At 40.0% G+C, this 14344-nt stretch carries 10 protein-coding genes and 2 tRNA genes; 5 read left to right on the forward strand and 7 right to left on the reverse strand.

Features of this window, described 5'->3' with window-relative positions; translation table 11 throughout:
- Nucleotides 1–132: 132 nt before the first annotated feature.
- Together HT99x_RS11635 and HT99x_RS11640 are read right to left on the reverse strand one after the other, a co-directional pair.
- Complete coding sequence (locus tag HT99x_RS11635; RefSeq protein ID WP_083482737.1) at nucleotides 133–1026, reverse strand: hypothetical protein; 894 nt, start codon at nucleotides 1024–1026, stop codon at nucleotides 133–135.
- A gap of 175 nt (nucleotides 1027–1201) precedes the next feature.
- The gene (locus HT99x_RS11640; RefSeq protein WP_075064754.1) at nucleotides 1202–1786 is read right to left on the reverse strand and encodes a L,D-transpeptidase family protein; all 585 of its coding nucleotides are present in this window, start codon (nucleotides 1784–1786) and stop codon (nucleotides 1202–1204) included.
- Nucleotides 1787–1914: 128 nt separating this feature from the next.
- Between HT99x_RS11640 and HT99x_RS11645 the strand changes: the two genes are divergently transcribed.
- The gene (locus HT99x_RS11645) at nucleotides 1915–2988 is read left to right on the forward strand and encodes a hypothetical protein (protein WP_075064753.1); all 1074 of its coding nucleotides are present in this window, start codon (nucleotides 1915–1917) and stop codon (nucleotides 2986–2988) included.
- A gap of 2183 nt (nucleotides 2989–5171) precedes the next feature.
- Here the strand turns inward: HT99x_RS11645 and HT99x_RS11650 are convergent.
- The 3 genes from HT99x_RS11650 to gltX form a co-directional block, all read right to left on the reverse strand.
- Nucleotides 5172–5247 (reverse strand) — tRNA-Glu (locus HT99x_RS11650).
- 243 nt (nucleotides 5248–5490) lie between these two features.
- Nucleotides 5491–5566: transfer RNA gene (locus HT99x_RS11655), tRNA-Ala, on the reverse strand.
- Nucleotides 5567–5617: 51 nt separating this feature from the next.
- Nucleotides 5618–7021: a glutamate--tRNA ligase gene (gltX, locus tag HT99x_RS11660; protein WP_075064750.1), complete on the reverse strand. Its 1404-nt coding sequence runs from the start codon at nucleotides 7019–7021 to the stop codon at nucleotides 5618–5620.
- 77 nt (nucleotides 7022–7098) lie between these two features.
- On the opposite strand from gltX, the gene HT99x_RS11665 reads away from it, so the two are divergent.
- The 4 genes from HT99x_RS11665 to HT99x_RS11680 all read left to right on the forward strand — a co-directional run bounded on the left by HT99x_RS11665 (nucleotide 7099) and on the right by HT99x_RS11680 (nucleotide 10736).
- A complete protein-coding gene (locus tag HT99x_RS11665) occupies nucleotides 7099–8349 on the forward strand; it encodes an MFS transporter (protein ID WP_259566494.1) in 1251 nt (416 codons plus the stop codon).
- A gap of 107 nt (nucleotides 8350–8456) precedes the next feature.
- Nucleotides 8457–9089, forward strand: a complete 633-nt coding sequence (locus HT99x_RS11670; RefSeq protein WP_075064748.1) for a LysE family transporter — start codon at nucleotides 8457–8459, stop codon at nucleotides 9087–9089.
- Between the two features lie 10 nt (nucleotides 9090–9099).
- On the forward strand, nucleotides 9100–9888 hold the full coding sequence (locus tag HT99x_RS11675; RefSeq protein ID WP_075064747.1) for a phosphatase PAP2 family protein: 789 nt from the start codon (nucleotides 9100–9102) through the stop codon (nucleotides 9886–9888).
- Nucleotides 9888–10736, forward strand: coding sequence for a metal-dependent hydrolase (locus tag HT99x_RS11680; protein ID WP_075064746.1), 849 nt, complete (start codon nucleotides 9888–9890; stop codon nucleotides 10734–10736). Before HT99x_RS11675 ends, HT99x_RS11680 begins: the two co-directional genes overlap by 1 nt.
- Nucleotides 10737–10781: 45 nt before the next feature.
- Here the strand turns inward: HT99x_RS11680 and HT99x_RS11685 are convergent, their stop codons facing one another.
- Nucleotides 10782–12926, reverse strand: coding sequence for a cysteine peptidase family C39 domain-containing protein (locus HT99x_RS11685; protein WP_200957073.1), 2145 nt, complete (start codon nucleotides 12924–12926; stop codon nucleotides 10782–10784).
- A gap of 54 nt (nucleotides 12927–12980) precedes the next feature.
- Nucleotides 12981–14234, reverse strand: a complete 1254-nt coding sequence (locus tag HT99x_RS11690; protein WP_075064744.1) for a beta-barrel domain-containing protein — start codon at nucleotides 14232–14234, stop codon at nucleotides 12981–12983.
- Nucleotides 14235–14344: the final 110 nt, after the last annotated feature.

A 14344-nucleotide genomic window follows, 5' to 3' on the forward strand; every position in this document is an offset into this window, starting at 1 on the left:
ACCCATCCGGCTAACTGAGCGCGTTGTGCCTAAATTTCATGAGTGATGAGCACAGCGAATCATTCGCCCACTTTGAATAAAAGGGGGCCGCTTGTTTGAAAAACAAGCGGGGGGATTTTTACCTGCGTTAATTTAATCAAACAAATGCGCAACGCGGAAGGAATATCGCATCGAATGTGGCACGACCATATACGATAAATTGTTAGCAGAACCCTTTTGACCATAAACCGTATCATCTAAAAATTGGAATTCTGCTTCTAAGGATTCTTTATTCAAGATTTTCCACCAACACTTAGGAAATTTTCCATGGCCACTAGACCAGGTATATTGGCGCTTTTTAAGAATATCGGTTCTTTCTAAAGGAACGTTCACCGCACAAACTAATAGTTTGGCCTTTCTGACATTTTCTTTTAATTCATCAAATGCATGAGGTGCATTCACTAAAATATTGAATATCGCCCAACACTCCGTCAAGCCTAACGCTTGATAAAAATAACCTAATTCAAAATTAATATATTTCACTCTTGGGCTTTCATTGCCTCTTACGGCCCAATCGATATCTAACATCGTACAAGCAAATGGCAACTTTTTAATCATATCTTGAACAAAGATTGGCGTTTGTAATTCTAAAAAATTTCGATGTAACCGGCTATTGTGGCAAATGACCAGATTGCAATCTTCAAGCAAGTTTGACACTTGTTCCCAGTTGATAGGGCTGCCTTCAAAGGTTTCATAGGTACCTAGTACTTCTATGATCCCCTCTTCATTGGTAAAGGAGTATTTTAAGGCAGCAATTTCGATAATGTTGTCTTGCTTGGGATCGGAACCCGAGGTTTTTATATCAATAATAACAGCAGAAAATAATCGATGATCCGCTGCATCTCGTTTTTCGTAACATTCTGGGACACGTTGTAATGTCTTTGTATTATGATCAGGAAGCGCTGTTGGTTGTTCTAAAACCACCGTTTCACTCTTTTCAAGGGGTGCTCCGGTTACCATTTGCCATATTTTTTGCGCAAAACTCATTCTGTCACCTGATTCTTATTGTTGTGATTGGTAGGTACTGCTGATAGTAAAAATGGATTGCCAAGGATACACGGATGTTGAATGGGGTTCCAGCAAGCATGCCTTCTGAAGTTGCCCCATATGGATATAAGTTAATTTAATCACTTTCTCAATGTGATTAAATCATGACTAAAACTTAAGGCTTGATAATAATTTTTGTGCCCACAGCAACATTGGCATAAATTTCTTCCATTTCTTCATTACTTAAAGCAATGCAGCCTAAAGTCCAGTCCCTTTGACTATGATGTTTGCCTAAAAAGCTAAAGGGCGTGGCAAGACCATGAATCATTATTTCTCCTCCTGGAGAGACGCCATTTTGTTTAGCTTGCTGTTTGTCTTCATGTGAAGGGTAAGAAATTTTTAATGACAAATGAAATTGACTCTTAGGGTTTTTAGCACAAATTTGGTATGTTCCTTCAGGCGTTTTACCATCACCCTCTTGCGTTTTATGGCCCATAGGCTCAAAGCCCAGTGCTATTTTATAACTTTTTATAGGAACTTGTTGATGAAATAGCGTGATTTTGCGAGAGGCTTTTTCAACAACAATTAAATCAATGTTTTGGGTGACTTTTATATTTTCATCCAATAAAGGATCGAGAGGGATGGGGAGCTCATCTGGAAGAGGACGCTGGTTAAAATAGAGCATGCCAAAAGCGAAGATAAATATAATAAGTATTACTATCGAGCTTATCCATAATTTATGGCTTGTCGCTGCTTTCATTTACTCTCCACCATAACTTTCAATATTTAAGGGCAAATCTTTACCTCTAAGGCTAGTTGCTAACTTGCTTTTTACTAGGCATTGAGGCATTATTCAAGTTTATCTATATAATAAATTAAAAAATCAAAATGACGCTCAAAAAAAGAATAAAAAAATTCAAAAATGCCTTAGAAAAAATTGAACATACTGAATTACCTTCCGATAAGACTTTGCTAAATAATTTTTACCCTTTTTCTAATGAAAGAGGAATAAATTCTCTGATTACTTTACTAAAAACTAAACAGCCTGATACTTTCGAAAAAAATACGATTCGCGTGGCAGTACTTATTGGTCAATCTTCATTTTGCTCAATCTTAGCAACACTGTCGTCCCATTGTGATTTAGTAGTGTTTAACGATATCAATCCTTACTTACAACAGCATACTAAAAAATTACTGTGGTTATTGAGAAACTCAAGTACGCGAGAAGAGTTTGAAATACAATATGCAGAATATAAACAAAAGTATGTTCCACATTTTACACCTTGCCAAGTGCGACCTGATTTGCAGATGCGTAAAGAAACGTTAAAAGAAAATCATTTTTTATTTAGTGATGAAACTTTTGCAGCGGCGCGAGAAGCCTCATTTAAACTACAATTCGCATTTTCTTATGCTAACTTATTTCATGCCGATAATAGAAAAGAATTTTTTCAATGCTTTACTCGGCGAAAATGTGCCATTACTTTTGTGAACTTAACTAATCTCTATGAATGGGATGCAAAAAAAAGTTTAGCTCTCATAGAGAAAAAAGAGGAGTGGCAGCCTAAAGGAGAGTTAAATTTTATTACCCACTACATGCAAAAATATACACCTATCATTATGTTTTCCACTAGAGAAAATGCCATAGAAAGCTGTCCGTTGGTAATCAAAGCATGCTTTTCATTTCAACATTATTTTTCATTTAACCAGCAAGCAGCACAACAATTTATCGATCTAAAATTTCCTGCAAACAGCTTGGCAGTACAAACAAAAGTCTCTTCTCCTAAAAAAGAGGAGGTTCTTACCGACTTTCAAGAAGAATTTAAAAAGCCTGAATCCCCGTCCACGAAAGGTCGTGCTTTTCTCCCTTATCAAGCTCACTTTAATCTTCAACAAAAAGGACCCGTTGCACAGAATCAAGCTACAAGAGGTAAGGCAACGCTTAGAATGATAACACGTGTATAAAGACACACCGATGACCTTAGTTAAAAGAAAGGTCATCGGAATATCTGCCCCCTAAGTAAGAAATGAGCGTAGCAAATCATTCGCCCACTTTGACAAAGAGGGCAGCTTGTTTGAAAAACAAGCGTGGGATTTTTAGACATATCAGCTTTCTTCCATTAAACGAATGTCTAACCATCAGAAATACTCAAGACAAAATCCTTCCGCTCATGCGGCTAAAGCCGTCTGTGCGACTTCCTTTTACAAAGGAAGCGATTGGCACAAGCTTCAAAGTTGCGAGAGATAAGCATAGCGAATCATTCGCCCACTTTGACAAAAGGGGGCAGCTTGTTTGAAAAACAAGCGGGGGATTTTTAGATACATCAGCTTTCTTCCATTAAACGAATGTCTAACCATCAGAAATACTCAAGATAAAATCCTTCCGCCCATTCGGCTAAAGCCGTCTGCGCGACTTCCTTTTACAAAGGAAGTGATTGGTGCAAGCTTCAAAGTTGCGAGAGATAAGCATAGCGAATCATTCGCCCACTTTGACAAAGGGGGCAGCTTGTTTGAAAAGCAAGCGGGGGATTTTTAGACACATCAGCTTTCTTCCATCAAACAAATGTCTAACCACCAGAAATACTCAAGATAAAATCCTTCCGCCCATCCGGCTAAAGCCGTCTGCGCGACTTCCTTTTACTAAGGAAGTGATTAGTGCAAGCTTCAAAGTTGCGAGAGATAAGCATAGCGAATCATTCGCCCACTTTGACAAAGGGGGCAGCTTGTTTGAAAAACAAGCGGGGGATTTTTAGATACATCAGCTTTCTTCCATTAAACGCATGTCTAACAATCTAAAATGTTCAAGATAAAATCTTTCCGCCCATGCGACTAAAGCCGTCTGTGCGACTTCCTTTTACTAAGGAAGTGATTAGTGCAAGCTTCAAAGTTGCGAGAGATAAGCATAGCGAATCATTCGCCCACTTTGACAAAAGGGGGCAGCTTGTTTGAAAAACAAGCGGGGGATTTTTAGATACATCAGCTTTCTTCCATTAAACGCATGTCTAACAATCTGAAATATTCAAGATAAAATCCTTCCGCCCATTCGGCTAAAGCCGTCTGTGCGACTTCCTTTTACTAAGGAAGTGATTAGTGCAAGCTTCAAAGTTGCGAGAGATAAGCATAGCGAATCATTCGCCCACTTTGACAAAAGGGGGCAGCTTGTTTGAAAAACAAGCGGGGGATTTTTAGACATATCAGCTTTCTTCCATCAAACGAATGTCTAACAATCTGAAATATTCAAGATAAAATCCTTCCGCCCATTCGGCTAAAGCCGTCTGTGCGACTTCCTTTTACAAAGGAAGTGATTAGTGCAAGCTTCAAAGTTGCGAGAGATAAGCATAGCGAATCATTCGCCCACTTTGACAAAAGGGGGCAGCTTGTTTGAAAAACAAGCGGGGGATTTTTAGACATATGACCAATATATAGTTTAAAAATACTTCAAAATAATAAGCCTAACTTATTAAATCGGAACAAAATTAAACTATGTTCACTCAGATCCTCCTAGTTAACTTCGAAGGAATTGGCGAATTTGGTAATAGATAATAATTACCCCATTTATTCATATCTGGAGTACTTTTTATCCAAAGGTGTCGAATTCGAGACCTTTAGAAATACTTGGTTGAATCACTCTTTGATAGAGATTGGTATGGTTAGCAAGTGACAAGCTAGGCTTAAACTGAAGCCCAGTTCTCATGTGGGCCAATCATACAGGGGATTGAATTTTCTCATTGACACTTGATTGTGATGCAATAACAACTTCAATTTTTGAGCCTTCAAAATTTTGCATTATTATTTTTTGGAATGCAGTTAAATTTGTATAGTGATAAATCATTTTAGATACTTAAATAGAGTATAAAAAGTACCAATATTATTGACTCAAGAACTTTATGGTTCAAGAAAGAAAAATGTACCAAATAAATTAATTAACCAATAGTTTTGAAATTTTAAAATTTGGCAATTTGATTGTTGGTGAGTATCAGGCTTGAACAATCACCTGTCTTCGCTTTCTGCTTGCAGGCTATAAGATTTTGTAATTGGGATTATTAATAAATCAGAATGGGTGCCATATTTAAACAACCCGCCTTCGCTCTTCGATCTACGGCGCGCATAAGGATCACTAATTGCTTCGCAATAAGTGTTCCTAATGATGGCGTCCCCAAGGGGATTCGAACCCCTGTTACCGCCGTGAAAGGGCAGTGTCCTAGGCCTCTAGACGATGGGGACCTAGATTTTCTTCGTATTTTATTTCTATGCTTTGTTGCCTTCAGGATTTCGCAATCCTCATTTACTTACGTAAACTCCGGTTGCTCAACCTTTGGCGCCTCGCCTAAAAACAAACTACTCGAAGCTTGTCTTCCTATTTTACCTTGCTGGCAAAACGTGAAGCGTATTCTCTCATTTTAAATAATTAAAGCAAGTACTTTAATATTTAACCTACTAGCTAGCATACTTTTGGTTGCTGCTCTTTGGTGGAGCTAGGCGGGATCGAACCGCCGACCTCTTGCATGCCATGCAAGCGCTCTCCCAGCTGAGCTATAGCCCCGGGAGATGAGGGATGGATTCTACGACCCCTCCTCTCCCGAGTCAACCACTTTTATGCAAGTTCTTTCAATTGCGCTAAAGCATCAGAAAGACGAGCAACTGTCTTCTCTTTACCCAGCAGCCACAACATCATATCAATCGGCGGTGATGCCATCGTGCCTGAAGCAGCTAATCGTACAACAGGCGCTAATACGCCAAGCTTAATCCCATGCTTATCGACAGCGGCTTTTAATGCATCATGAATGACCTCTTTATCCCACGCCGGAAATGCTTCTAACGCTTGAATAAAATCACTTAATGCCGGAACCGCTTCACGATTAAAATGCTTCTTGGTTAAATCGCCATCGATGACAACTTCATCCTCAAAAAAGAATCGACTCTTTTCAGCCATCTCAACCAAGGTTTTGCAACGCTCCCGCTGGGCAATGACTACCTGCGCCAAATCAGGGCCTTTAGTTAAATCAATGCCTAATTTAGCCATAAACCAAGCTAATTGTTTAGCAACCTCTACTTCTGGTTCTGTCTTCATGTAGTGTTGATTGAGCCAGAGTAACTTTTCAGGATTGAGTGCCGTTGGCGCCACATTAATGTTATGCACATCAAAATGCTCAATCATTTCTGCCGTAGTGAAAATCTCTTGATCGCCATGTGACCAACCCAAACGAACCAAATAGTTAATCAGCGCTTTGGGTAAAATACCTTCATCACGATATTGCAATACACTCACCGCACCATGACGTTTTGATAAACGCTTCCCATCAGGGCCTAACAACATCGGCATGTGACCATATGCTGGCATCGGCGCGTTCAATGCTTTAAAAATATGGATCTGACGTGGCGTATTGTTGATATGATCATCACCACGCAATACATGCGTCACTTTCATATCCCAGTCATCAATAACCACGGTAAAATTATAAGTCGGCGTGCCATCAGAACGCGCTAAAATTAAATCGTCTAATTCACTGTTCTGGATCTCGATTCGACCACGTACTAAATCTTCAAATACGATAGAGCCTTCTTCAGGTGTCTTAAACCGAACCACATACGGCGTATCCGCATGAGGTTGCGCTGGAAACTTACGGCAGTAACCGTCATAACGAGGTTTTTCTTTTGCCTCGATTTGTTGCTCTCTTAATGCTTCTAAACGCTCTTTCGTGCAATAGCACTTATAGGCATGGTCATTCGCCATTAATTCTTTCAAAACGGCTTTATAACGATCAAATCGATGTGTTTGAAAAATAGGACCTTCATCCCAATTCAACTCTAACCACTTTAACCCTTCAATGATCACTTCGACTGCTTCATCCGTTGAACGCTCTCTATCGGTATCTTCGATCCGTAAAATAAAAGTGCCTTTTTGTCTTTTTGCCCACAACCAACAAAATAAAGCAGTACGGGCACTGCCTACATGCAACATCCCAGTAGGACTCGGCGCAAATCGAGTGATTGTCATTGTTTTTTCTACTTATTGAGTTAAAAGAAGCATTTTAGCAAGAAAGCCCCCGAGTTATAATCCTATAGTCATTCATCGTGAGTTATTCATTCGAATTACAAACTGAGGCCATCATGCAGCGCAAAACACTCTGGTTTGCTATCCTTGTTTCTGCTTTAGGTTACTTTGTTGATGTCTATGACATCATTTTATTCAGCAATGTCCGTATCCCAAGCTTAAAAAGCTTAGGACTGAGTGAAGAAGAAATAACCTCCGTTGGCCTTTCACTCATCAATATCCAATTAACTGGTATGTTATTGGGTGGGATCGCCTTTGGCATGTTGGGTGATAAACGCGGCAGACTCTCCATCTTATTCGGTTCGATTTTTCTTTATTCCAGTGCAACGCTGGCTAATGCCTTTGTTACCACCGTCCCCATGTATGCCGTTTTACGATTTATTGCAGGTATTGGCTTAGCGGGTGAATTAGGAGGCGGTATTACGCTCGTTAATGAATTAATGAGCAAAGAAAAACGCGGATTAGGCACCATGATTATTGCCACCGCTGGCATTTGTGGGGGGATTGCAAGCGGTCTTGTTAGCCATTTTATGAGCTGGCAATCGGCTTACGTTCTGGGTGGTTTAGGTGGATTTATTTTATTATTATTGCGGATTAGCGTCAAAGAATCTCCCCTGTTTACGCAAATGAATCAGCAAAAAAATGTTCGACAAGGCGATCCTTTACTCTTCTTTCGCACGCCAACCTTATTAACAAAATATCTGAAATGTCTTTTGGTGGGTGCCCCTTTTTGGGTATTCGTCGGTTTATTTATGACGTTTGCCCCCGAACTTGGCCAAGCTTTAGAAGTCACCGAGCCTGTCACAACCGGACTCGCTTTTTTATATTTCAACATCGGTTTAGGGATGGGCGATCTCAGCAGTAGTTTACTGAGCCAATGGCTACAATCACGCCGGTATGCGGTGATGATTTTTTTAGCCTGTTCATTTATCTGTGTCACGGCATTTCTGACATTGAATGAACCTTCTAGTGCCCTCTTTTATTTTTTCTGTTGCGCACTTGGCTTAAGCAGTGGTCACTGGGCCGTTTTTTTGATGATGGCTACCGAACAATTCGGTACCAATTTACGCACCACCGTCAGCGCTTCGTTGCCTAATTTTGTCCGCGCCATGGCCATCCCTTTTTCCGGTTTGCTGGTTTGTATTAAACCGCATGTCGGTATTTTAGGAGGATTAGGTGGCATTGCTCTCTTGTGTATCTTATTAGCTTTTATTGCCGCTTACTGTCTCCCGGAAACCTTCGCAAAAACCTTGGATTTTGTTGAACAATAAACCACAAATTATGATTAAGCCTTTTAACTCAGCCAAAAGGCTTGAAAAAGAAGATTGAGCCCCCAATAAAGTATGTTACTGTGGAAAAAGTTGTCTTCGAGGAAATCATGTTTTATTTAAACGAATTTTTAACGCTCGCGGTGATTGGATTTTTAGGCGCTATTAGCCCAGGCCCCGATTTTGTCATTGTGACACAGCATAGTTTACAACATGGAAAAAAATCGGGTCTATACACCGCTATCGGTATTGCACTCGGATGTTTAGTGCATGTCACATATTGCGTTATTGGGATTGGGATTATCGTTGCAAAATCGGTCGTCGCTTTTAATATCATTAAATATTGTGGCGCAGCTTATCTTATTTACCTGGGATGCAAAGGCTTATTCTCACGGCAATCAGGTATGCTTAATCTTTCATCCTCAGCCCAAGCAGCTCCTGCTTTATCTTCTTGGGATTCTGCCAAAAGAGGTTTCTTGGTGAATATTCTGAATCCCAAAGCAACCCTCTTTTTCTTGAGCGTTTTTTCTCAAGTGATTGATCCACAAACCCCGCGACTGATTCAAGCACTGTTCGGCTTAGAATTTAGTTTAATCAGTTTATGCTGGTTTGGTTCACTAGCCTTCATTTTAACGCATGATGCTTTAAAGCAGAAATTAACGGCTGCACAAAAATATCTTGATAAAATGCTAGGTGGCGCATTAATTGCCCTAGGGTTGAAAGTCGCGACATTAACACAATAAGAGAGTATTTATGCTAGAACTCATTGCGAAAACCGGTCTATTCTTTAGTCAACCCATTGTTCTGGCTAGCATTGTGCTTGTTGGTTTTTTAAATCGTCATGAAGTGATTTTTGGTCGCACGTTACTCATTTTGTTGTTCACCATGATTTACAATGTCTATTTAAAATCCATCTGGCAGCTCCCTTTGCCTGCTCCCATGGAAGGATGGGCATTCCCAAGTGGACATATGCATAGCGCCGTTGTCTTTTGGGGAGCATTAGCGATTGAATTTCGTCGCTTTTGGTTTAGCGCATTGGTTGTCTTTGTTTTGTGCTTGGCTGGCTACGGCTTAGTTTACCATGGTTACCACTACCCTATTGATATTGCAGGTGCTGTGGGTTTTGGCTCGCTCTCATTATTGATCTATCGCTATTTACAACAAAAGTCGTTATTCAAAGAAAAACCTTATCGGCTCGGGATATTACTCACCCTATTAGCGGTCATTTGTATTTTATTAACACCCGCTTTTGCACGTAAATTACATTTATGGCAAGCTTTTGGTGCCTTAATCGGATTCACTCTTGGTTGGGCTTTATTAAGCAAGCAACAACAAAATCTTGCTCATTTTTTCAATATTAAGCAACGTTTTATGGTGCTCAGTATTGCCTTAATGGGAGCATGTGCTTATTTTTATCTCATACGCACGTTGCCACTGGGTCAACAACTGATGATATTCTCTCAGTTTTTCTTAATTGCCATCTGGGTTAATGCGAGCAAAATGATTATCTATCGTCTGTCTAAGAAAGTAGGCTATCAGTAATGGGATACAAAACAGGGACTGTTAAAGCACGACTCTTGAAATTTAATGTTGGCAAAAATCATCGTCGATATTGGTTTAATGACGATCCTATTAAAACGTTGCATGCCAATACCCTAACGGCCAGCATTCCTTACGGTGAGCAATTTTTTATTGCCTGTGTTTTACCTCATATTAAGACTATCAAAGATAGAGCCAAACGCCGCAATGCCATTCAATTTGCACAACAAGAGCGCAATCACAGCAAAGAACATTTTCGTCTTTTTCTTAAGACAGTGAAACCTTATTACCCTAAGCTGAAAGTGAAAAATAACCTCTATCAAAAACTCTTTCAGGTAGTCGCTTTGCTGGTAGGCTCCAAAATTCGTTTAGCGATGGTAGCCGCCATGGAACATTTTACGGCGGTAACAGGCGAACTCTATATCCGTGAGCCTGAGCTATTAAGCGGGATTGATGAACAGATCTACTTATTGTGGCAATGGCATTTCATTGAAGAGCTTGAGCATAAAGCCGTTGCTTTTGATATTCTCAAAACGGTGAGTAATAACTACTTTGTGCGCGCTACTGGTTTTTTTCTCGCAGCGTCCTTCCTGATGATCGGCTTTTCAAGTGCTTATTGGCATATGGCGATTCAAGATAAGCTTCACACCAAGCTCTCTTTTTATCGTCGCTCTTATCAATTTTTTTGGGGGAAATCCGGTTTATTGCGACGCTTATGTTGGCCTTATTTGCGTTATTTAAAGCCTTCATTCCATCCCAATGATACTGTTTTAGATGCAGAGCAAAATCTTTTACTTGAAAAATTACAGTTAATTGAAAAGCAATTGGAATTTGGGCAAGGCGGCAAATGAGTGAACCCCAGTTGCACGACTGGGGTCTTCAAAGTAGAAAGAGTATTAAGCAGGAACAACAGGTTTTTGTTCCGGCATAGGCATTTTCGGCTGCTCAATTAACCCTTGTGGTGTGAAAACAAAAATCCTATCGGCTGAACGAATGGTTTCTGGACGGTGAGCAATAATCACTCGGGTAATGTTTAATTGTTTCACCGCATGATTGACCGCTTGCTCCAAAGCAACATCTAAATGGCTGGTCGCTTCATCTAAAAAGAGAATTTTAGGTTGTTTATAAAGCGCTCTGGCAAGAACCACTCTTTGCTTTTGTCCACCTGATAAAGTCATGCCCATATCACCAATCAGCGTGTTATAAGTCATTGGCATTGCTGCAATGTCATGCGCTACGACAGCAAGTTTGGCACACTCTTCAACACGAGCATGATCAATTTGTGGATCAAAAAAGCTGATGTTTTCACTGATTGAACCGGATAGTAGTTGATCATTTTGCATCACGGCACCGACTTGTTCACGAAAATTGCCAATACCAATTTTCATCAAGTCCATATTATCGATATAAACAGTCCCTTCTGCAGGCTTGAATAAGCCCATCATCACTTTCATCAAGGTGGTTTTCCCACAGCCTGACGGCCCGACAATGGCGACCGACTCACCTTCGTTAATGGTTAGGTTAATATTATTGAGAATCAGTGGCTCATTTTCGCTATAACGAAAATTCAAGTTTTCAAGACGAATCGCCCCTTTCAATTTAGGTGCATCTAGCAAACCACTATCTAATACTTCTGGCTCTTCTAACGCAATATCACCTAAACGCTCTAAATGTAAACCGAGCATCTTTAATTCAATCATATTTTCAATTAAAGCAACGGCTTTAGAAGTAAACTGCGATTTATAAGACATAAAAGCGAACAACATCCCCACTGTCATCAGTCCACCCAGAACCAATTTAGCGGCGATATAAACGACCACAATGCCTTCTATTCCAAATAAAAAGGAATTGATAGCACCAAAGGCAATTTTCATTTTACCTAAACGAATACCGGTATTTAATTTATCAGCATAACGATTTTGCCATAACACTTGTCGTTGGGATTCTTTACCAAAAATCTTAATGCTTTGAGTCGCACGAATCGTTTCCATGAAATTGGTATTTTCTTTCGCGCTGGTAATAATACCTTCTTCGGTAATCGCTTTAAGAGGACGATACCACGCAAAGCGGATCATGGCGTAAACAACCAAAGCAACCATGACAACGCAGGCTAACATGGGGGCATAGAGGAAAAGCATCGCTGCGGTAGCAATTGCCATCATGCCATCGACTATCGCTTGAACAATGCCGGTTGTTAATAATTTCTCAATTTGTCCTAATGAACCAAACCGCGAAACGATGTCACCAATATGGCGCTTTTCAAAATAGGGTAACGGTAGTCGAATCAGGTGACGAAACAAATTCGTCGCCATTTGAATATTCAACATACTACTAAAGCTCATCACTAATAGTGAACGAAGCGATGTAGTGCCCACTTCTATCACCATTAATAATAAAAAGCCTAACGCTAATACTTTTAAGAAATGAACATCATGGCTTAATAAAACGTTATCAACCACCAATTGCATATATTGAGGGCTGATTAACGAGAATAACTGTAAGCCCACGGAAAGCAAGAAGACTTGCACCATTGCCCGTTTTAAACCGACCGTTCTCTGCCAGAAGGTCGAAAAGGGAATTTTTCTCACTTCATTTTTGGGCTGGAATTTTGGCGTTGGGATCAGTTCTAAAGCCACACCCGTGAAGTGCTTTGAAACTTCCGTAATACTGATTTTGCGCATGCCTTGCGCTGGATCATGAATAACGATGTGATTTTTACTCACGCTTTTTAACACCACAAAGTGATTCATATCCCAGTGTAAAATCGTTGGCGTGCGTAATTGATCCAATTGCTCTAATTCTAAACGCAGAGGCCGGCATGCAAAATCCATCTTATCGGCGGTTTGCATCAGGGTATGCAACGTTGTTCCACGTAAGGAAATAGGGTACTGCCGACGTAGCGTATTTAGATCAATTTCATGACCATGAAAACTCGCCACCATGGCAAGACAGGCTAAGCCACATTCTGCCATCTCGGTTTGCAATACGACGGGTAAACGACGCTTACCCGAAAAATTTAAAAGTTCTAAAGGGTTATTCATGATCATTACCACCATTCTTTCCACAACTAAGAACGTTCATTTTTGCGTTCGTGTTCATGAAAACCTACCTTTCAAACTGGTCAATGGATCCAATACCCATTGGAATAACGTTTGATTTTCTAAAATAATATCCGCTTCTAATGACATACCGGCTTGTAGAGCAAACGCTTTGCCATAAGCATTAACATGTTGTTGACTCAAATTTACCGTGAGTCGATAAACGGGTTCTTTTAATTCCACTAAGGGAGCGGGTAACTCTGAGGGTAGGAGTACATGTTTAGAAATAATAGCAACATGCCCCTCATAAATCCCAAAACGTTGGTAAGGAAAAGCATCAAAGCGTATTTTGACGCGCTGATCTTTAGCAATAAAACCAATGGCCCGCGATGGCACAAACAACTCAACTTGTAATAAGGCATCTTTAGGCATGATAGCTAACAATGGCGTATTCGTTGCTTGCCACTGCCCTTCTCTTGCCTGTAACGCGGTTACGGTTCCTGCAATAGGCGAACGAATTTCTAAAGCCCGACGTCCAGCAACCTCAGCATGGCGCTGCTTAATTTCAGAAATCGTATTTTCAATTTCATTAATACGGGATTCAGATTTGATGGGCAATTGCTCTAATTCTGATCGCGTCTGTGATAAGGCACTTTGTCTAGAACTTTTTGCTCTGAGTAATTCTTGATATTGCTGCTTTTGGATCAAAAATTCTTCATAGATTTTTTGATAATCATTTTGAGATAAGTTTTTACTATCTAATAATTTTTTAGCACCATCAACCCGGGTTTGCAGAATTTGCATTCTATCTTCTTGAGCTTTCAAACTTTGCTCAATTTGACCCAATTCTTTTTTCAAACCATCAATCTGTGCATTTAAGCGAACTTTTTCCGAAGTCAGTAACGATTTTTCGGCTTTGATTCGCTCTAATTGATGTGCTTGTGTTGAGGTTAATTCTTTTAATAAGAGTGTATCGATATCACTCCCACCTTGCATGGAACGCTCTGAAAGCAATGTAATCAGCGTATCGCCTTCTTTGACTTCGTCCCCTTCTCTGATATGGATATGAGAAATGGTTCCGACCTGTGGGGCATAGGTTTTAACAATACCTTTATCGGGAACTAAGTAACCATGCACGGTTTCTTTACGCGCATAACTTCCCCAAAACAGGATTGCCAGTATCATCAGGCAAACAAAAACAACAATACTAACTAGAACAGTCATCGATAAAGGTTGTAAAAGAATGACATCGCCATACAACCTATCTTTACGATGTTCTAAGGCTTCTTTGCGAAATAAGGATGATGACATAAATACTTATCTGTCAGATTTGTAAAGGTCACCATTATAACGAGTTGAGCGTTATTGCGATACAATAAATTGAGTTAAATGAGTAAATAAAATATAAATTAAGTCATTTA

The sequence above is a fragment of the Candidatus Berkiella aquae genome, from assembly GCF_001431295.2.
Taxonomy (GTDB): domain Bacteria; phylum Pseudomonadota; class Gammaproteobacteria; order Berkiellales; family Berkiellaceae; genus Berkiella; species Berkiella aquae.